The sequence below is a fragment of the Flavobacterium litorale genome, assembly GCF_019613795.1.
Classification (GTDB): Bacteria; Bacteroidota; Bacteroidia; order Flavobacteriales; family Flavobacteriaceae; genus Flavobacterium; species Flavobacterium litorale.
In genome coordinates this window covers 320,832-339,628 of record NZ_CP080429.1, presented here as the reverse complement: position 1 = coordinate 339,628, position 18,797 = coordinate 320,832, and the positions used below count along the sequence as shown (strand labels likewise).

Genomic DNA, 18,797 nt, shown 5'->3' with positions numbered 1-18,797 from the left:
AAAATGTTACAGCCAGTTTTTAGCACTATTGTAGTCGATGAAATAGCGTAGGCTTAACGAAAATATACTATTTAAGTTATTTTTAAAAAGATGATCGATATTTTTTGTGTAATTCCGATTTACATAATCAAAATTACCTACGGCATTGTTACGGTATAGGAATGACAGTTGACTACCTGCGGCAAACCACCACGTATAGGAAAGGTCGAGATTCCAGTTGTTATATGTAAAATCTTGGTTTTTGGTGTAGCTCGTATTTTCTGTAAGTTCACCATTATCCTCGAGCGTAGAAAATTCGTGATTTTCGCCATACGTCCAATAATGCCTTGCCGTTAGGTTTATGGTCATGGTATTACTTACAGAATATTTGCCCGAAAGGCTGTTGGTAATGGTGGTACGGTCGCGGCGGGTAAAAATAATATCGTCATCCACAAAATCAATCCAACCTATGTTGTTGGTGTCATAATCATAATCAAATTCATAAATAAGTTGCAACCTATCGTTAAAACGGTAGCGCGGGCTTACATATAGCCCATACGAATTACGGTTGTACTCGTCGCTGAGCCAAACTTCGGGGCTTATATCGAGTGCAAATTTACGGTTGTAGTTGGTGGATAGGAAAATAGAACCAAATATGCTTCGCGGGAATGTTACATACCTACCACTTACACGGGGTTCGTAAAAATCGTATAACTGTAAAGGTTTTGCCCTAAGGGTGTAGCGAATAAAATCGTTTTGCCGTGTGGTGGTTCGTACTGAAACTTCGGCATACCCATTTTGTAACTTTCCTGTTTGGTTGTTAAACTCGGAGTACATATTGGTAGCTATTGTAAAAGTGTTGTAGTGTTTTATGGGGTTTAGGATACGATAACTTGCGCTTCCGAAAAAATTATAGTAATTGGTTCGGAATATGATGCCCATATCATTAATGTCAAAATCTTCAGAAACATACCGTCCTGATAACTCATAACGGTATTTGCCGCTTGTTTTAGCAAACCCTGTAAGACTATTAAATCCGCTTTTGTCAGTAACATCGTTAATGTAGCTGTATTGCAAATCGCCCCATAGGTTATAGGTGTTGGCTTTAGTATTAAGGTTGTAATTTAACCCGCTCACGTTGGCATCTCTAAAATTACCATTACGGGTTACGTTGGTATTGATGAACGATACGGATGAGTTTTTGCGAAAGCGTTGATCCAAAACCAATACATTGTAGTTGGCTAAAGGCTCTACCACTTCGCGGCGGGTAGTACCATCGGTATTGTTTTTTATGGTAGCGTAGGTTTTTTCGGTAACGGCATTCATTACCCCAATACCCAGCCCTTTGGAGGTACGCCCCGATACTTTTAGTGCATTAATAAGGTTTACGGTGTTGGGTGCTTCTGTTATTTCTTCGTTTTCGGTAACGCTAACCCTGCCCGATGGTCGTCCGCCAATACGGCGTGTGTATAGTAATTCTCCTTTATTAAAAATATCAGTCCCCTCTGTGAAAAACGGACGATTTTCGTTAAATTGTTGTTCAAAAGGACCTAAATTAAGTATCACTTCATCAAAAGCAGCTTGCCCAAAATCGGGTACTAAAATAGCGTCTAACGTAAACGAATCGTTAATGCCGTATTTAATATCCATACCTGCTTTAACAGTGGTTTCGCTGCCTTCTTCGTTATCCGAATAATAAACAGATGAGTAGGGGATAAAAAATAGGCGTGTGGGTGGTTTTATGTTTTTAATGCCTTTTAACTCTCCTGTTTGCACAATTTCTGAGCCGATGTTCCGATCTACAGGATTCCAAAAAAAGCGTTGGCGGTTTTGGCGTACTTCCCTGTAAAAGTTAAGCCCCCACAGTTGTTCTCCTTCTCCAGAAAATCGGATGGCGGCATAGGGTATTTTCATCTCTACTACCCAACCTTCATCAGTTATTTTTACGTTGCTGTACCATATACCATCCCAAGAGTAATCTTCGCCATCTTGTGTGGCAATACAATCCAATTGTGTACCTGCTGCGCTTACAAAAAACCTAAAATCCTGTTGCCCATCGTTAAAACCGTTAATATACGCTCCAAAATGTTCGGCTGTTCTAAAATTATCGCGTAGGGCAATTTCCCGCATTATATTTTCAGGATTATCGTATAGCATTGCACCTATGTACAGTGCTTCATCATCATACAGTACTTTTACTATGGTTTTTTTAAGTGGGTCTTCAAGTTTTCCGTTATCAGGTTCAAACATTACAAAGTTCCCTGCTTCGGGTACGTCATTCCAAACCTTTTCGTCCAATATACCGTCTATCGTAACCTTTTCGTCTATCCTAACCGCTGTTGTTGTCTTTTTTTGCGCAAAAACCCACGAAGTAATTGTTAAACAGGTAGTTATTGTAATTATTTTTAGGCTTTTCATGAATAGCGGTATGATGTTTGCTAATTATAAAGCGAAACTATAAATTAACTTTTTATTAAGGTACAATAGTACTAAAATTTAGACGTTCTTTAACAACCTTACATGCACAACTTTAAGAATTATTTACAGTATTGATAAATTCGTAATTATGTTAAATAATTGATTTTAATGCTGTTGTGGTTTTGTTTTTACATTACGTTTATTATTTTAGCAGCCTTAAAATTAAAAACACATCTGCCTATATGATTAACAATTTTCTTACATCTATCGTTTTCTTGCTATTTTCTATTAATACGCCAACAGTAACCTCTACTATTTTACCTGTAAGTGGTACTACAATAGTAGCTAAACCTGTTACTGCCGAAGCCGTTTATAAAAGCTTAAACGCCAACTCACTTTCGTTACCAGAGTTTGGTTGCTTTGCTAAAGCGCTTAATGGTTTTAACAAGTTGAAAGCAGCGGGAAAGATTAAGAAAGATTTGCTTACGGTTATCGATTTCAGTAAATCGTCTAACAAAAAGCGTTTATGGATTATTGATATGGCTACGCAAACGGTATTATACAATACGTATGTAGCGCATGGCAGAAAGAGTGGTAACGAGTTTGCTACCAGCTTCTCTAACAAATCCAACTCCAATAAAAGTAGTTTAGGTTTTTATGCTACTGGCGAATTGTATACGGGTAAGCACGGAAAATCGTTACGTTTGGATGGGCTAGAAAAAGGTATTAATAACAACGCTCGTGCCCGTGCTATAGTAATGCACGCTGCCGATTATGTTAGCGAAAGTTTTATTACCAACAACAAACGTTTGGGCAGAAGTTTAGGTTGCCCTGCATTGCCTAACCATTTAAATAAAGAGATTATAAGCCTTATTACAGGTAAATCGTGTTTGTTTATTTACCACCCAACACAAAACTACTTACAATCGTCTAAACTATTATCGTAGTACGTTACAGTGTTTTGTACATTACATAGTGTACGCCTACTCCTTTAATTGTAAAAGCATTGCCAATAATGCTGTAGCCTGCTTTTTTATAAAAGCCCACAGCTACCTCGCGTGCGTTGCACCATACTAGCTTACCGCTGTTTTGTATAATATAACTCTCGGCAGTTTGGAGCAGTTTTTCGCCTAATCCTTTTTTTTGGTGTTCGGGTAGTATTGCCATGCCTCGTATCTGGAATTGTACTTCGTTTGTAAACAATTCATTTCTACTTTTAAATACCGATATAATTCCTGCTAACCCATCAGCCTCAAAAACACCAAAATGTACTGTAGTGCTCAGGTCGTCACCCTCAAAAATGCATGAACTTACTGGAAGTCCAGGTCGTAAAACAGGTTGCCGTACGGCGTATGTTGCTGCCGATTGTATCTTTTTTATGCGTTGCATTTTTCTTTTTAATTCGATAACAAATTAATAATAAAAGGGTTAAAAGTAATGGTTTTTTAGGAGCTAAATATTTTAAAAAAAAGTTTGCAAGTGAAAAACATTATTCTGTATATTTGCATCCACAAAAGCGGAAGTAGCTCAGTTGGTAGAGCTCCAGCCTTCCAAGCTGGTTGTCGCGAGTTCGAGCCTCGTCTTCCGCTCTAAAAAAACCGAATCATCGCGATTCGGTTTTTTTGTTTTCAGTACTATCGTAATACCATTGTATTATTTCAACCACGATATATCTGTGTTTGTAGCTATTTCTTCAGGTTCTTGTTCTTTTCTAAATAATCGTGCCTGTAAATCACCTCGTAAGATTATGGTACTACCTTGTACTTCTAGCCAACTGCCTTCGCGTAGCCCTAACACAGGTTGCGGATTAAATTGGTGGAACTCTTTAATACGGGTTTCACGCGTTTCGCCCATATGTTTAGAATCGGGCATGGGGTCGAGGTAATGCGGGTTAATATTAAAAGGTACCAACCCTAATGTTTGAAAACTTGGCGGATAAATTATAGGCATATCGTTAGTTGTATTCATGGTTAATCCACAAATATTACTCCCTGCACTTGTGCCCAAGTAGGGTGTGCCTTTTTCTACTGCTTTTTCTATTGCATCCATAACACCTGTTTTGTACAGTTGTGTTACCAACAAAAAAGTGTTACCACCCCCAGTAAAAATAGCTTCGGCATTTTCGGTAGCAATAACAGGGTTTTCGTATTCGTGTATGCCCTTTACGGTAATATTTATTTTGGCAAAAACTTCGGCAGCCTTTGCAGTATATTCATCGTGTGTTATGCCACCAGGTCGGGCATAGGGTACAAATAATAAGGTAGTGCAGCCCTTAAAGTGTTCTTGTAATGTTGGTAGTAAATAGTCGAGATAACTTCCGCCGTGTAAAGTAGAAGTACTAGCAATAATTAATTTTTTCATTCGTTTGAGTAAAGTAATAAAAGGTAAAGTTAAAAAATTTCGTACAGCAATAAATAATTACTAATTTTAATTATGCTACTTAATATCCACTTAAACAAATATAAACTATTAAATAGTCCTTATAGTATGGCAAACAAACTACTATTACTTTTTTTAATTTTTGTAACCATGCCCTTAGTGGCACAAAACAACGAGCAACAATTACTAAAAGGAAGGGTACAAGTAGATGGCGTAGGGCTTTATGGTGTTTTTATTATTAATACCACAACAGGTACAGAAACTAAAACTGATAGAGCAGGCTATTTTACCATAGCTGCTAAACCCAACGATGGTTTGGCGGTATACAGCACCAAAATTACCACCCGTAAGTTTGTACTAAAGCCAGAATCGTTTGAGAACCAACCCCTCATTATAACAGTAAGTAATCAGGCTTATGAATTGGATGAGGTTGTTATGGATAAGGATATGTCTGTAGATGAAGTATCGCTTGGTTTGGTACCTGCCGACCAAAAACAATATACCGTTGCCGAGCGTAGGGTATTTACCGCAACATCGGGAATATTAGACCCTATTATAAACGCTATAAGCGGGCGCACCAAAATGCTGAAAAAAGAGCTTGCAACCGAGAGGAAAAAAGTAGTACTTGAGGATGCCCAGTATTTATACTCTGATGAAGAGGTAATGGAAAAGCTAAACATACCCAAAGCCTATGTAGAAGGTTTTTGGTACTATGCTGCCGAAGACCCTAAATTTAGTAACGCACTTAAAAATAACGACGAGGGGCTAGCCCGTATACTACTTTATGAACTAGCACAGAAATACATGAAATTACTTGATAGCAAAGATGAATAGGCAATTACTACTATATATACTTCTTTTTCCGATTATAACATGGGCTCAGGAACGAGTTTTATTGCAAGGAAGGGTTATGGTAAACGAAAATGCCATAAGTAATATATATGTTATAAATACTACAGCAGGTGAGGAAACCCGCAGTGCCATAGGAGGAAGTTTTAGCATAGCGGCACAGCCAGGCGACAGACTTGTTTTTTACAGCCCTACTATTATAACACGTGAGTTTATACTACGGGAAGAAGCTTTCTCGGAATCTCCTTTTGTAGTAACCGTTACCCCGCAAGCATACGAGTTAAATGAGGTGGTTATTGATAAGTATGGTGCTATAGATGAGGAGTCGTTAGGTTTGGTGCCAAAAAACCAAAAACGATACACCCCTGCCGAACGCCGTTTAAAAACGGCAGGCGATTTTAACCCGACCATTTTTATTGGTGCCATAGGAGGAGCAATGTCGTTAGACCCTATTATAAACGCTATAAGCGGACGTACCAAAATGCTAAAAAAAGAGCTTAAAACCGAACGCAAGGATAGATTATTGGTATTAGCAGAAAACCTTTTTGATAACGAACAGCAAATAGCAACAGCGTATAACATCCCGAAAGAATACGTTAAGGGCTTTTTATACCACAGTATAGAAGACCGTGATTTTGCCCAAGCCTTAAACGATAGAAACGATGCGCAAGCCAAGTTTTTATTAAATATTTTAGCAGAAAAATACATGGAGAGTTTAAACGAAAAAGAGTAAAGTAAACCTGCACTTCTGTTATTTACTATTTCGATAAATAGTAACGAGTAAACTCTTAAAAAGCATCTAATATTCTAAAAATAAGTCGTAAAGTAATAACTTTTATTACTTTTGGAAAATGAAGCGGATAGGTAACTTTATTTTTCTAACATTTTTATTATTTAGTCTTTCCTCTGTAGGTGTACATAAATTTTATGTCGCCATATTCCAGATGGATTACATTCCCGAAAAAAATGTTATCCAAATGACGTCGCATGTTTTTATTGATGACTTAGAACGTGCTTTTGAGCAGAAGTACGATATAAAATGTTATTTCGGCACCGAGCGCGAAATTCCAGAAGCTAAAAAATACCTCAAAAAATATTTTACCGAGCACATACACGTTCAAATTAATGGTACAACACAGCCCATAAAATATTTAGGTAAAGAGGTAGAAGACGATGTACTACTATGCTACTACACCATACCCGCACCTAATGCGGTACAAACCCTAACCATAAAAAACACCACGCTGTTTGATACGTTTGCCGAACAGCAAAACATGATACATACCAACATAAACAACCATAAAAAAAGCCTTTTACTTACTTACGATAAGCCCGAAGGCGCACTACAGTACTAAAATTATACAATGAAAAAAGCTTTATACTTTCTGTCTTTACTAGGTGCTATGCCACTAATAGCACAAGAAACACCACGCGAACCAGGGCATACCGATAATAACAAGTTTAGCCAAATGTACAACCAAATGGCAACCCCAAATATGTTCCGCACCGCATCGGGTGCGCCAGGACCTGCCTATTACCAACAACAGGCAGACTACAAAATGGACATAGAGCTGGATGATGAAAACACAAAGCTATACGGTACAGAAACAATTACATACCACAACAACGCACCCGAACCACTAGAATACCTATGGGTACAACTGGACCAAAACCGTAGGGCAGCCGATTCCAAATCGCCACTTATATCCAGCCAACGTATGGGTAACGAGTACACTGCAAACGATTTTAGCCGTAATTATTTAGAACAGCCTTTTGATGGTGGTTTTAAAATAGAGTACGTACAAGATGCCAATGGTACACCCATGAACTATATTGTTAACCAAACCATGATGCGTATTGATTTGCCTACACCCTTAGCGTCGGGTAAAAAAATAGAATTTTCTATAAAATGGTGGTACAACATTAATAACTACTTTATTGTAGGCGGGCGTTCGGGTTATGAGCGTTTTGAAGAAGAAAACAACAACCTATACGTTATAGCACAATTTTACCCCAGGATGGCGGTATATAACGATGTAGAAGGCTGGCAAAATATGCAGTTTTGGGGTGGCGGAGAGTTTGCACTTCCATTTGGAAACTTTGAGGTAAATATTACAGTACCTGCCGACCATATTATGGAGGCAACAGGAGAGTTAACCAACCGTAAAGATATTTTTACCAAAGCACAATTAAACAGATACGAAAAGGCTACAAAAACATACGATGCGCCTGTTATTGTAGTAACTGAAAAAGAAGCGATAGCAGCCGAAAAGGAGCACAGCACTAAAAAGAAAACATGGAAATTTAAGGCAGAAAACGTGCGTGACTTTGGTTTTGCCACCTCCAGAAAGTTTATGTACGATGCTATGGCGGTTAAGTTACCTACCAAAACCGTAATGGCAATATCGGTTTACCCTAAAGAGAGTAACCCACTATGGGGCGATTATTCTACTAGAGCGGTAGCGCAAACCTTAAAAACATACTCAAAACATACGTTCGATTATCCGTATCCAAAAGCCGTTTCGGTATCGGCACAGTATCAAGGTATGGAATACCCTATGATATGTTGGAATTACGGTCGTCCAGAAAAAGATGGTTATATAAGCGATCTTACAAAATATGGGATGATTAGCGTTATTATTCACGAAGTAGGGCACAATTATTTTCCTATGATTGTTAATTCTGACGAACGCCAATGGACTTGGATGGACGAAGGGTTAAACACTTTTTTACAGTTTTTAACCGAAAAAGAATTTCAGGAAAACTACCCATCACGTCGCGGACCAGCACACAAAATAGTACCTTACATGAGTGGCGACCAAAAGTTTTTGGAGCCTATAATGACTAACTCCGAACTGATACATCAATTTGGTGCTAATGCTTACGCCAAACCAGCAGCAGGACTCAACATTTTAAGAGAAACCATTATGGGTAAGGAATTGTTTGATCATGCTTTTAAAACCTATGCCAACCGTTGGAAGTTTAAACACCCAACCCCAGAAGATTTCTTTAGAACGATGGAAGATGCATCGGCAGTAGATTTGGATTGGTTTTGGAGAGGCTGGTTTTATAGTACCGATTACGTAGATATTGGTATTGCCAATGTAAAACAATACTATGTGTCGGACGAGAAGCCAAAGAATGTGGAAGAGCAGGAAAAGCTATTTGCTGGAAGACGCCGACGCGATTTACCAAGCGCTGATGCAAAATATGTTTACATGGTGCCTAACGATGCAGATATAAGCAAAAAACTAAAAAAACCGCTCGATACTAATAAAGTTAAATCGCTCAAATCGTATCTAAAAGAAAATTACACACCTGCCGAGAGAGCACAATTAAAAGCACCAAAATATTTTTATGAGGTAACCTTTAACAAACCAGGCGGAATGCTTATGCCTATATTGGTACAATTACAGTTTGAAGATGGTACCACTCAAATGCACCATTTTCCAGTACAAATATGGCGTAAAAACAACCAGACAGCTTCGCGTGTGTTTGCTACAGACAAACCTGTTAAAAAAATAACGATTGATCCTGAGTTAAAAACTGCCGATATTGATGTAAACAATAACGTTTGGCCTGCCGAAGCGGCAACCTCTAAATTCGACCAGTTTGGCGAGTAAACAAGTGGCTTTGGGTTAAATAAAATTTAAATACAAGCAAAACTAAAGCGCGCAGTAAGTAAAACATCGTAAATATAATTACATTTGTAGTAAATTTTTTTAAGCTATGTTTGGAATAGGTGGAGGAGAACTTTTCTTCGTAATACTTATCGTATTGATGCTTTTTGGTTCTGATAAAGTACCCGAAATGGCGCGTACGTTGGGTAAAGGGATGAAGCAACTTAAAAATGCTACCAACGACATTAAAACCGAAATACACAAAACTGCCGAGGTTGAGGATATTAAAAAAACAATAAAAGATATTGGCAACGATGGTGTTGGTAAGGATATGGCAGATGAGGTAAATAAAATAAAGGAAGATATTGAAGATATCTCTGGACCTGTAAAAAGAATGCGATAATGCTAGATTCGTTATTACAGTTGGATAGGGATGTGTTTATTTTCCTAAACAGCTTAGGCTCCGAAAAATGGGATGCTTTATGGATGTTCTTAACAAAGCAATTTAACTGGATACCCGTATTTTTAATAATATTTTACTTTACCTTTAAAGAGCTCAAGTGGCGCCATGCATTACTTGCTATAGTAATAATAGCCTTGCTAATAACCATTACCGACCAAAGTACTAACTTTTTTAAGCATTATTTTGAACGATTACGCCCTTGCAACGCCCCAGACCTTGAGGGAATAGTAAGAGCAGTAAAACAACGTAGTTCGTTTAGTTTTTTCTCGGGGCATGCCTCTAACTCAATGGCATCAGCATTTTTCCTGTACACCATATTAAAGCCGTATGTTAAGCACATCTGGATTATATTTTTATGGCCTTTGGTATTTGCCTATAGTCGTATTTATTTAGGCTTACACTACCCGCTAGATATACTAACGGGCTATGTATGGGGTATACTAATGGCATCTGTAGTACTAGTACTATACCGCTACTTACGGAAAAAATATTTTCCGCAATCCAAAAAAGTTTAAAGTACCCTACTTACGCTAAGTCCATCTCTAATGGGTAGTAATACTGTTTCTACCCTAGGGTCGTCCTTCAGCAATGTATTGTATTCAATTAAGGCAGCCGTACTCGTATCGTTAGGTTTGGCAGGTTCAAGCACTTTACCACTCCAAAGTACATTATCACTTAATATAATACCACCTGTATTCATTTTTGGTACTATAAGGTTAAAGTACTTAGCATAGTTTTCTTTATCGGCATCTATAAAAACCAAATCAAAATTTTTGTCCAGTTGTGGTATAATTTCCAAAGCATCGCCCAAATGTTGGTGTATTTGGTTACTCCAGTCTGATTTTTCAAAATACTTCTTCTGGAAATCGTAAAGTTCCTCATTTACATCAATAGTATCAATAGTACCGTTTTGTGCAAGCCCTTCTGCAAGGCACAAAGTGGCATATCCTGTATACGTGCCTATCTCTAATATGTGTTTTGGGTTTATAATTTTAGATAACATACTCAATACCCTACCCTGAAAATGCCCGCTAAGCATACGCGGTTGCAATATTTTTTGGTGTGTTTCGCGGTTCAGTGCCGTTAGCAGTTCCGGTTCATCTTGGCTGTGTTGTGTTGCGTAATGTTCTAAATCTTCTGATATAAAATTCATAATTTCAATGTTTTCGTAAAGTTAGCAATCAATGCAATAATCCTGTTAATTTCGTGTTACAACACATAATCTTTATAAAAAGGTTAAATTTACAACGCAATAAAATAAAAACTATGAAATTTAAAATTACTTTATGCTTTTTGTTACTCGGCTTTTTGGCGCAGGCGCAGGTTACCAACCAAGGTAAGCCCAAAAGCTGGAAGTTACGTAACCTAGAGTTAGTTACCCCCATAAGTATGCCTGAATTTGACTTGGGAGCATTACAACGGGAGGACAAGGAAAACGAAAACAGGAAAGATATACCATGGCGTTTTGGACATGAGTTTATTATAGATTATAATATGGAGAGCAGCGGAAGCTGGCATACGCTAGCCGATGGTAGCCGTATTTGGAGAATCCGTTTCCAATCGGAAGGTGCAAAAACAATGAACTTTTTGTTTAGTGATTTTTATATGCCTAAAGGTGCTACATTATATTTGTACAGTAACGACAGAGAGGATTTACTTGGTGCTTACGATGAGAAGCAAAATAACGAGCAACGTGTATTGGGTACTTGGCTTGTAAAGGGCGAAGATATATGGCTAGAATACCATGAGCCTGCCGATGTGTTAGGGCAAGGTAAACTGGAGATATTTAAGTTAATACACGGTTACCGTACTAGCGAATCGTTCACGAAATCGACATTAGACTTAAACGACTCAGGAAACTGTAATTACGATGTGGATTGTATTATTAATGATATACAAGATTTAAAAGAAATAAATAAAAAGGCAGTAGCCCTTATGCTTGTAGGCGGTACGAGTTTCTGCTCAGGAGCTTTGGTAAACAATACAAGTAACGATGGTACACCCTACTTTTTAACCGCAAATCACTGTTATTCCAATCCCGCACAATGGGCGTTCCGTTTTAACTGGATAAGTCCTAACCCTGTATGTGCCAGTACTACCAATAGTACTAGCAACAACGATTTTTTACAAACAGCCAGTGGTGCGGTATTACGTGCTAGGCGTGCAGCAACCGATTTTTGTTTGGTAGAGATTACGGCAGATTTACCTGACGATTGGGATTTGGTATGGGCAGGCTGGGACAGGAGCGATATAACACCAACATCTACATTTGGTATACACCACCCCGCAGGCGATATTATGAAGGTGTGCCGCGATTATAACCAACCCACACCTATTAGTAACGGAGGTCAATCGATGTGGCAAATTAACGATTGGGATTTAGGCGTTACCGAAGGTGGTTCGTCAGGTTCTCCCTTATTCGATAATAACGGTCGAATTATTGGGCAATTGTTTGCAGGTACTGCTGCTTGTGCAGGCACTAACGATAATGGCGGGAGCGATATTTATGGTAGGTTTGGTGTTTCTTGGGATGCAGGTCCTACAGCATCGCGCAGGCTGCGCGAGTGGTTGGATCCTACCAATACCAACCTAGTAACGTTAGATTATTATCCTTTGGCAATAATTTACCAAACAGACCCACAGCTAGCAATATTCAATCTTAACAATAATCCTTGTAGCCCTACAATTACACCAGTAGTAGTACTGAGCAACAATGGTACTAACACGCTTACATCGGTACAAATAAACTACCAACTTAATAATGGTACACCTATGGCGTACAACTGGACAGGTTCGCTTACTACTGGGCAAAGCGTAAATGTTACATTGCCAGAAATGACGGGTACTACTGGCGAAAACACATTTACAGCTAATGTAAATAACCCTAATGGAGGGGCTATGCCAGATGAAAATGCAGATAACAATAACGTATCGGAAACTTTTAATATAAACGTATACCCAGCAGATACCGTAATGTTTAGTTTACTAACAGATGATTATGGTAATGATACATCGTGGAAACTTACTGATGCAAATAACACAGTACTTTACAGCGGCAACAATTATGCATCAAACCAATCGTATACTGAAGAATTCGACCTTGATGCAGGCTGTTATACCTTTACTATAGATGATTCCTTTGGCGATGGTATTTGTTGTGCAAATGGTAACGGTAGCTATTCGCTTACCACAAACGGAGGCGGCACTACAATTGTTGTAGGGGGTGATTTTGATGATTTCGAATCTGTAACCTTTGCTATAGATGAAAACCTTTCGGTAACCCAAACATCATTTAAAGATGCGTTTAAGGTATACCCCAATCCATCTTCGGGCATCTTCAATACCGTAGTAACAAGCACAAGTGCTGTAAACTACCAGTTATACAATATGTTAGGGCAAGTAGTAACCAGTGGTACATTTAGTACTGGCAAAAGTAGCTTTGATATAACGTGGGCAAATAACGGTGTATACGTACTACAAGTTACCGATGTTACAGGTAAAACAACCAACGTTAAACTGATAAAAGAGTAAAAGCAAGTGCAGCCTAGTAATTAGTAAATAGTTACTACCTTTGCGCCATGCAAACGGATAAGAAAGACATTAGAGCACTTACAAAAGAGCAATTACGCGATTTTTTTGTGGCTCAAGGTGATAAAGCCTTTAGGGGTAACCAAGTTTACGAGTGGCTTTGGAACAAAGGGGCGCATTCCTTTACGGATATGACCAATGTTTCCAAAGCTACTCGTGAGCTATTGGAAGATAACTTTGTTATCAATCACATACGGGTAGACCAAATGCAGCGAAGTAGCGATGGTACGGTAAAAAATGCTGTACGCCTTCATGATGGTTTGGTAGTAGAGTCCGTGCTTATCCCTACCAATACCCGTACCACCGCTTGTGTATCCAGCCAAGTAGGTTGTAGCCTCGATTGTAATTTTTGTGCTACTGCGCGTTTAAAAAGAATGCGTAACCTAAACCCTGACGAAATTTACGACCAGGTAGTGGCTATAGATAACGAAAGCCGTTTGTATCATGACCGACCATTATCTAACATTGTGTTTATGGGAATGGGCGAACCTTTGATGAATTATAATAACGTTATTAAAGCTATTGATAAAATAACATCGCCCGAAGGCTTAGGCATGTCCCCCAAACGTATAACAGTATCTACATCGGGTATACCCAAAATGATAAAAAAGTTGGCAGACGATGGTGTTAAGTTTAACCTTGCCGTATCGTTACACTCAGGTATTGATGAGGTAAGGGCGCGTATAATGCCTTTTAGCGAAAAGTTCCCGTTGCAAGATTTGAGGGAGTCGTTAGAGTATTGGTATAATATAACCAAGAGCCGTGTAACCTACGAATATGTTGTTTGGAGAGGTATTAACGATGACAAGGCAGCGATTGATGCACTAGTGAAATTTTGTAAATATGTGCCTTGTAAAGTAAACCTTATTGAGTATAACCCTATAGACGATGGCGAATTTCAGCAAGCAGATAGCGCTGCTACAGACAATTACATAAAAGCATTAGAGCGCAACGATATTGTTGTAAAAGTAAGGCGAAGCCGTGGTAAAGATATTGATGCTGCTTGTGGACAATTAGCAAATAAAAATGACTCTGTTTCCTAGTACGGTATTTATTGCATAACAAATAATAAAAAAGCGTCAGTTTATAAACTGACGCTTTTTTTATAGATCATGTAATATGTTAATACGTAATATTTAGGTCCTCAAAAATAGTTTCGGCAGGGATAGAAAAACCAAGTCCTTCCACACCTACACCAAATACTTTGGCATTAACAACTCCAATAAAATCACCATTTTTATTTACGAGTGCGCCACCACTATTGCCACCATTAACGCTAGCATCGGTTTGTATCATTTTATTATCTTCATATGTACGGAATCCAGATATAATACCTTTACTTAACGATTGCCCTAGTTCTATAGATTTTGGAGTACCAATAGCAAAAATATCTTCACCTATTTTGTAATTTTTCTCTGTAGGCAGGGTAAATGCAAACTCACTGGTAGTATCTACTTTAATTAGTGCTAAATCAGAGTACTCTGTTTTGCGTACTATAGTTGCAGTAAGCTCTTTACCGTCTTTGGTTATTACTGTAATCTTGTCATTTGCAGCAACTACATGAAAGTTTGTTATAATATATCCGTCGTTACTAATAAAACATCCACTACCATGACCTTTATCTCCTTTAATTGTTACCGTAGCTTCCATAGCCTGCTCAAGTCCCGCTATAGGTGTAGGCTTAGTAATTTTAAACTTCTCTAATTTCAGCTCTTTACTTTCTTGTTGTTTTATAAGCTCTTTCACGGTTTCAGTGCTCATAAACTCGAAGAATGAAGCCGATATAGCATCCTCAACGCTATTTTTAAAAGCATCTTCATCAGCCCTAAACTGTCCTGATTCGCTCTTATATGATTTTTTATACTTAGGTTGATTATATAAATCATATATTTCCCATTCAATATCAAGTTTAGAAATAATAAAGTTCATTAAAGTTTTAGCTTCGTATGCATATACATATTCAAATCTAACTTTAGTTACTTTAGCGGATATATATAAGGAGTTAGTATTACTTTTAAAAATAGTTTTAGTAGTATCTATATAGTTATTCTTTTCTAGAATTTCGGTTACAGTTTCACTAAATACACTATTATCAAATTTCAGATCTTCCTTATCAATATCAATATTCTTATATTTATCTTTCTTTTTCTTGTAATTTCTATTTTTTATAGAAGTATACTTAATATCCTCTTTTTTAACATCAAAAGCAGTATTCCTTAAATAAACATATTTTTCATCTTCTGCTCTAGTTTGTATTTTCGGCATATTTTTACCTACACTTAACTCTTTAGGGTAATTGTATGCTTTGGGTCCGTAATCCATAAATGGAGGATAAAGAAGCACTCCAAAAGGAATCCAAGACATTATATACCAAGGCGATTTTCTATCTTGATAGTGTACTTTATAGTCAGGCTTATAGCCTTCGCGTTCTACCATTATTTGTTTTACTCGCCTGTTCCTTTCTATTTTTGTTACAACATTCTTTCCTGTTCCTCTCAATTCGCCATCTACATAAACTTTAGAGTCTGAAGAAGCAGTTTTGATTGTAACTTTTTGATGTTTACCGTTTAAGATAGAAGCGCAACTGGTAAGTGTTAATGAAAATATTACTAACAATAGTAATACCCTAGAGAAAAATTGTTTCATGCTATTATCGGTTAAATTTTTGTTAAAGCGCAAAAATAGATATTATAAAATATATTCAAATAGAAAAAAATAATTTTTACAATTATTTAAAAAGCATAGTTTCCAATTGTAGTATCTTTGCAACCAAATGAAAATCGTTGAACAAATAAAGCAACCCATCGTTCGTGAAATGGAACTTTTTGAAGGAAAGTTTCACGAATCAATGTCATCTAAAGTTGCACTACTCAACCGTATAACCTATTACATTGTAAACCGTAAGGGGAAACAAATGCGCCCTATGTTTGTTTTTCTCACTGCTAAAATGATTAGTGGCGGTACAGTAAACGAGCGTACCTATAGGGGTGCTGCTGTAATAGAGTTAATCCATACGGCAACACTAGTACACGATGATGTGGTTGACGATAGTAACAGGCGTAGGGGATTCTTCTCAATAAATGCGTTATGGAAAAACAAAATTGCCGTACTGGTTGGCGACTATTTGCTTTCTAAAGGCTTATTACTCTCTATAGATCATGGCGATTTCGATTTACTAAAAATCATATCGGTGGCTGTGCGTGAAATGAGCGAAGGCGAACTTTTACAGATAGAAAAAGCGCGCCGACTGGATATTACCGAGGCTATTTACTACGAAATTATACGCCAAAAAACAGCAACCTTAATTGCTGCCTGTTGTGCTTTGGGTGCCTGCTCGGTAGCACCAGATGATGTGCATACCGAAAAAATGCGTCGTTTTGGCGAGTTAATAGGTATGGCGTTTCAGATAAAGGACGACCTTTTTGATTATACCGATGACGCTATTGGTAAACCTACGGGTATTGATATAAAAGAGCAAAAAATGACGCTCCCGTTAATTTATGCACTTAACAACTGTACTAAAGCCGAAAAAAAATGGGTTATCAATTCGGTTAAAAACCACAATAAAGATAAAAAGCGTGTAAAAGAAGTTATTGCTTTTGTAAAGCAAACAGGGGGACTTACTTATGCCGAAGAAAAAATGGCAGAATTTCGAGAAGAAGCACTTTTAATTTTAAACGAATATCCTTCATCTCCCTACAAAGATGCCCTTGTACTAATGGTTAATTACGTTATAGAGCGTAAAAAATAGTGTTTAAAACCTTAGTGCAATTGTACTAGCTGTATTTTAACCTGTATATTGCCTCAATAACAACATTGTAGCTTCGTTTTCAAGTGCCATATAGCAAATATATTGGCTACTGTTCCAAAATTTACCAGAGTTGTAAGCAGGTATACACCAACAAATGCTGTAATAACTATACAAAAATTCGTCAGAAAATAGAACGACTATTGTTTTATACTAAAAACTACTCTTAACAAGAGTAACTTTTTTTTATTTTATAATAGCTGTAAATCAGTAATTTAATTTTTAAATCTGAATAGTATCAACATTTTTTAACACATAATGCAACTATTTTTAACTTAGCCTCGTCTATGTTAATAGAAGTCTGTTACTACAACAGTTTTTTCAGACAACTACACCAAACAATAAAACAGCGTTTTGAAAGTAATAGCTTTACATCAAGAAGAGCGAGATACCATAAAGCAAGCCGTTGGCAACAACAGGCACGCACAACAAAAAATATACTCGCAACACGCACCTAAAATGCTAGGGGTGTGCAGGCAGTATATTAAAGATGTACAGCAAGCTGAGGATATTATGATAACGGCGTTTATGAAAGTGTTTACCAATTTGGCTAAGTTTGAGCACAAAGGGAGCTTTGAAGGTTGGATACGCCGCATAATGGTAAACGAGTGTATATCGTACCTACGCGTACAAAAAAAAGTATGCTTTTTGGAAGATGAATTTTATACTGAAGACAGTTTTAATGCTACCGATAGTTATTTTAGCGTAGCCGATATACAAAGCCTTATAGATACCTTACCCGAAGGCTACAAAATGGTGTTTAACCTATATGCTATAGAAGGTTATAAGCATCAGGAAATTGGAAAAATGCTAGGCATAAGCGAGGGAACATCAAAATCGCAATTATCGCATGCCCGAAAAATGCTCCGAGAGCAAGTTAACAAGTTAAAGAACTATGAAAATGGAACCGAATAATATAGAACAAGAATTTAAAGATAAGCTGGCAGGGCGTACCATACAGCCATCGGCGCAGGCATGGGATAGGCTGGATGCAATGCTTACGGTAGCCGAGGAAGAAAAACCTAAGCCAAAGCCAAAATTTAAAATGAAATGGCTTTACATGGCAGCTTCGCTTTTAGTATTCCTATCGTTAGGCATGTTATTCATGCAGCAAAAAGATGATGTTATTACACCAAACAGCATTGTTACTAAAGATGCTGTAGTAACCACACCAGATGCTACTCAACCCTCTTTAATACAGGAGTCCGAATCAGGAAGTTCTATAAAAACTATTGCACCTGTACAACAACCTGCTGCCCCAGTTTACCAGTACAATGCTGTTGCAGCGCATACCAATACTAAAAAAGAGGCTACTACTACAGCACCAAATAATAATACAACTATTGCTACTAATCCAAACCTTATTGCAAATGCGTTAGTACAGGAAAAAGCTGTGGTAATTACTACGCAAACGGAAGCAGAATCATCAGTATCTCGTATTACTGTAAACCCCGACGATTTACTAGCAGAAGTAGAGCGTAATAGCACACAAAACCTAGCTACTATGGAAGTAAGTACCATGGAGCCTAAAATACAAGTAAATTCTGAGGAGTTACTTTACTCAGTAGAAACCGAAGTAAACCAAAGTTTTAGGAGTAAAGTGCTTAAATCGGCTATAAAAAACTACCACGTATTAAAAACATCTGTTGCCAACAGAAATCACGAATAAGAATCATCAATCAAAAAACGTAAA

Annotated in this window: 17 protein-coding genes and 1 tRNA gene; 13 read left to right on the top strand and 5 right to left on the bottom strand. The window is 37.6% G+C overall.

Annotation, left to right across the window (positions count from 1 at the left end; all coding sequences use genetic code 11):
* Positions 1 to 6 precede the first annotated feature (6 nt).
* Entirely contained in the window at positions 7 to 2,397 is a 2,391-nt protein-coding gene (locus tag K1I41_RS01560) for a DUF5916 domain-containing protein (protein WP_220640931.1), read from the bottom strand.
* Between the two features lie 242 nt (positions 2,398 to 2,639).
* On the opposite strand from K1I41_RS01560, the gene K1I41_RS01555 reads away from it, so the two are divergent.
* Positions 2,640 to 3,344 (top strand): murein L,D-transpeptidase catalytic domain family protein, encoded by a 705-nt coding sequence (locus K1I41_RS01555; RefSeq protein WP_220640930.1) that lies wholly within the window; start codon positions 2,640 to 2,642, stop codon positions 3,342 to 3,344.
* Between the two features lie 4 nt (positions 3,345 to 3,348).
* Here K1I41_RS01555 and K1I41_RS01550 read toward each other — a convergent pair whose 3' ends face one another.
* Complete coding sequence (locus K1I41_RS01550; RefSeq protein ID WP_220640929.1) at positions 3,349 to 3,786, bottom strand: GNAT family N-acetyltransferase; 438 nt, start codon at positions 3,784 to 3,786, stop codon at positions 3,349 to 3,351.
* Between the two features lie 127 nt (positions 3,787 to 3,913).
* Here K1I41_RS01550 and K1I41_RS01545 point away from each other — a divergent pair.
* A tRNA-Gly gene (locus tag K1I41_RS01545) sits at positions 3,914 to 3,986 on the top strand.
* A gap of 64 nt (positions 3,987 to 4,050) precedes the next feature.
* On the opposite strand, the gene pepE is transcribed toward K1I41_RS01545, so the two are convergent.
* Complete coding sequence (gene pepE, locus K1I41_RS01540) at positions 4,051 to 4,758, bottom strand: dipeptidase PepE (protein ID WP_220640928.1); 708 nt, start codon at positions 4,756 to 4,758, stop codon at positions 4,051 to 4,053.
* Between the two features lie 126 nt (positions 4,759 to 4,884).
* Between pepE and K1I41_RS01535 the strand changes: the two genes are divergently transcribed.
* The 6 genes from K1I41_RS01535 (at position 4,885) to K1I41_RS01510 (ending at position 10,223) form a co-directional block, all read left to right on the top strand.
* The gene (locus K1I41_RS01535; RefSeq protein WP_220640927.1) at positions 4,885 to 5,610 is read left to right on the top strand and encodes a hypothetical protein; all 726 of its coding nucleotides are present in this window, start codon (positions 4,885 to 4,887) and stop codon (positions 5,608 to 5,610) included.
* Positions 5,603 to 6,358: a hypothetical protein gene (locus K1I41_RS01530; RefSeq protein WP_220640926.1), complete on the top strand. Its 756-nt coding sequence runs from the start codon at positions 5,603 to 5,605 to the stop codon at positions 6,356 to 6,358. Before K1I41_RS01535 ends, K1I41_RS01530 begins: the two co-directional genes overlap by 8 nt.
* Positions 6,359 to 6,476: 118 nt before the next feature.
* Positions 6,477 to 6,980, top strand: a complete 504-nt coding sequence (locus K1I41_RS01525; RefSeq protein ID WP_220640925.1) for a DUF6702 family protein — start codon at positions 6,477 to 6,479, stop codon at positions 6,978 to 6,980.
* 9 nt (positions 6,981 to 6,989) lie between these two features.
* Complete coding sequence (locus K1I41_RS01520; protein WP_220640924.1) at positions 6,990 to 9,248, top strand: M1 family metallopeptidase; 2,259 nt, start codon at positions 6,990 to 6,992, stop codon at positions 9,246 to 9,248.
* A 106-nt stretch (positions 9,249 to 9,354) separates the two neighbouring features.
* Complete coding sequence (locus K1I41_RS01515) at positions 9,355 to 9,648, top strand: Sec-independent protein translocase subunit TatA/TatB (protein ID WP_220640923.1); 294 nt, start codon at positions 9,355 to 9,357, stop codon at positions 9,646 to 9,648.
* Positions 9,648 to 10,223: a phosphatase PAP2 family protein gene (locus K1I41_RS01510; protein WP_220640922.1), complete on the top strand. Its 576-nt coding sequence runs from the start codon at positions 9,648 to 9,650 to the stop codon at positions 10,221 to 10,223. The genes K1I41_RS01515 and K1I41_RS01510 overlap by 1 nt, the downstream gene beginning before the upstream one ends.
* Here the strand turns inward: K1I41_RS01510 and K1I41_RS01505 are convergent.
* Positions 10,220 to 10,861 (bottom strand): O-methyltransferase, encoded by a 642-nt coding sequence (locus tag K1I41_RS01505; RefSeq protein WP_220640921.1) that lies wholly within the window; start codon positions 10,859 to 10,861, stop codon positions 10,220 to 10,222. The genes K1I41_RS01510 and K1I41_RS01505 overlap by 4 nt on opposite strands.
* A 113-nt stretch (positions 10,862 to 10,974) precedes the next feature.
* Between K1I41_RS01505 and K1I41_RS01500 the strand changes: the two genes are divergently transcribed.
* Both K1I41_RS01500 and rlmN read left to right on the top strand, forming a co-directional pair.
* A complete protein-coding gene (locus K1I41_RS01500; protein ID WP_220640920.1) occupies positions 10,975 to 13,239 on the top strand; it encodes a T9SS type A sorting domain-containing protein in 2,265 nt (754 codons plus the stop codon).
* 47 nt (positions 13,240 to 13,286) lie between these two features.
* Entirely contained in the window at positions 13,287 to 14,339 is a 1,053-nt protein-coding gene (gene rlmN / locus K1I41_RS01495; RefSeq protein ID WP_220640919.1) for a dual-specificity RNA methyltransferase RlmN, read from the top strand.
* Between the two features lie 79 nt (positions 14,340 to 14,418).
* Here rlmN and K1I41_RS01490 read toward each other — a convergent pair whose 3' ends face one another.
* On the bottom strand, positions 14,419 to 15,942 hold the full coding sequence (locus K1I41_RS01490; protein ID WP_220640918.1) for a S1C family serine protease: 1,524 nt from the start codon (positions 15,940 to 15,942) through the stop codon (positions 14,419 to 14,421).
* A gap of 127 nt (positions 15,943 to 16,069) precedes the next feature.
* Here K1I41_RS01490 and K1I41_RS01485 point away from each other — a divergent pair, with 127 nt between their 5' ends.
* From K1I41_RS01485 to K1I41_RS01475, 3 genes are all read left to right on the top strand, one after another.
* A complete protein-coding gene (locus tag K1I41_RS01485) occupies positions 16,070 to 17,047 on the top strand; it encodes a polyprenyl synthetase family protein (RefSeq protein WP_220640917.1) in 978 nt (325 codons plus the stop codon).
* Between the two features lie 411 nt (positions 17,048 to 17,458).
* Positions 17,459 to 18,019, top strand: coding sequence for an RNA polymerase sigma factor (locus K1I41_RS01480; RefSeq protein WP_220640916.1), 561 nt, complete (start codon positions 17,459 to 17,461; stop codon positions 18,017 to 18,019).
* On the top strand, positions 18,000 to 18,773 hold the full coding sequence (locus tag K1I41_RS01475) for a hypothetical protein (RefSeq protein ID WP_220640915.1): 774 nt from the start codon (positions 18,000 to 18,002) through the stop codon (positions 18,771 to 18,773). The genes K1I41_RS01480 and K1I41_RS01475 overlap by 20 nt, the downstream gene beginning before the upstream one ends.
* The last annotated feature ends 24 nt before the right edge of the window (positions 18,774 to 18,797 follow it).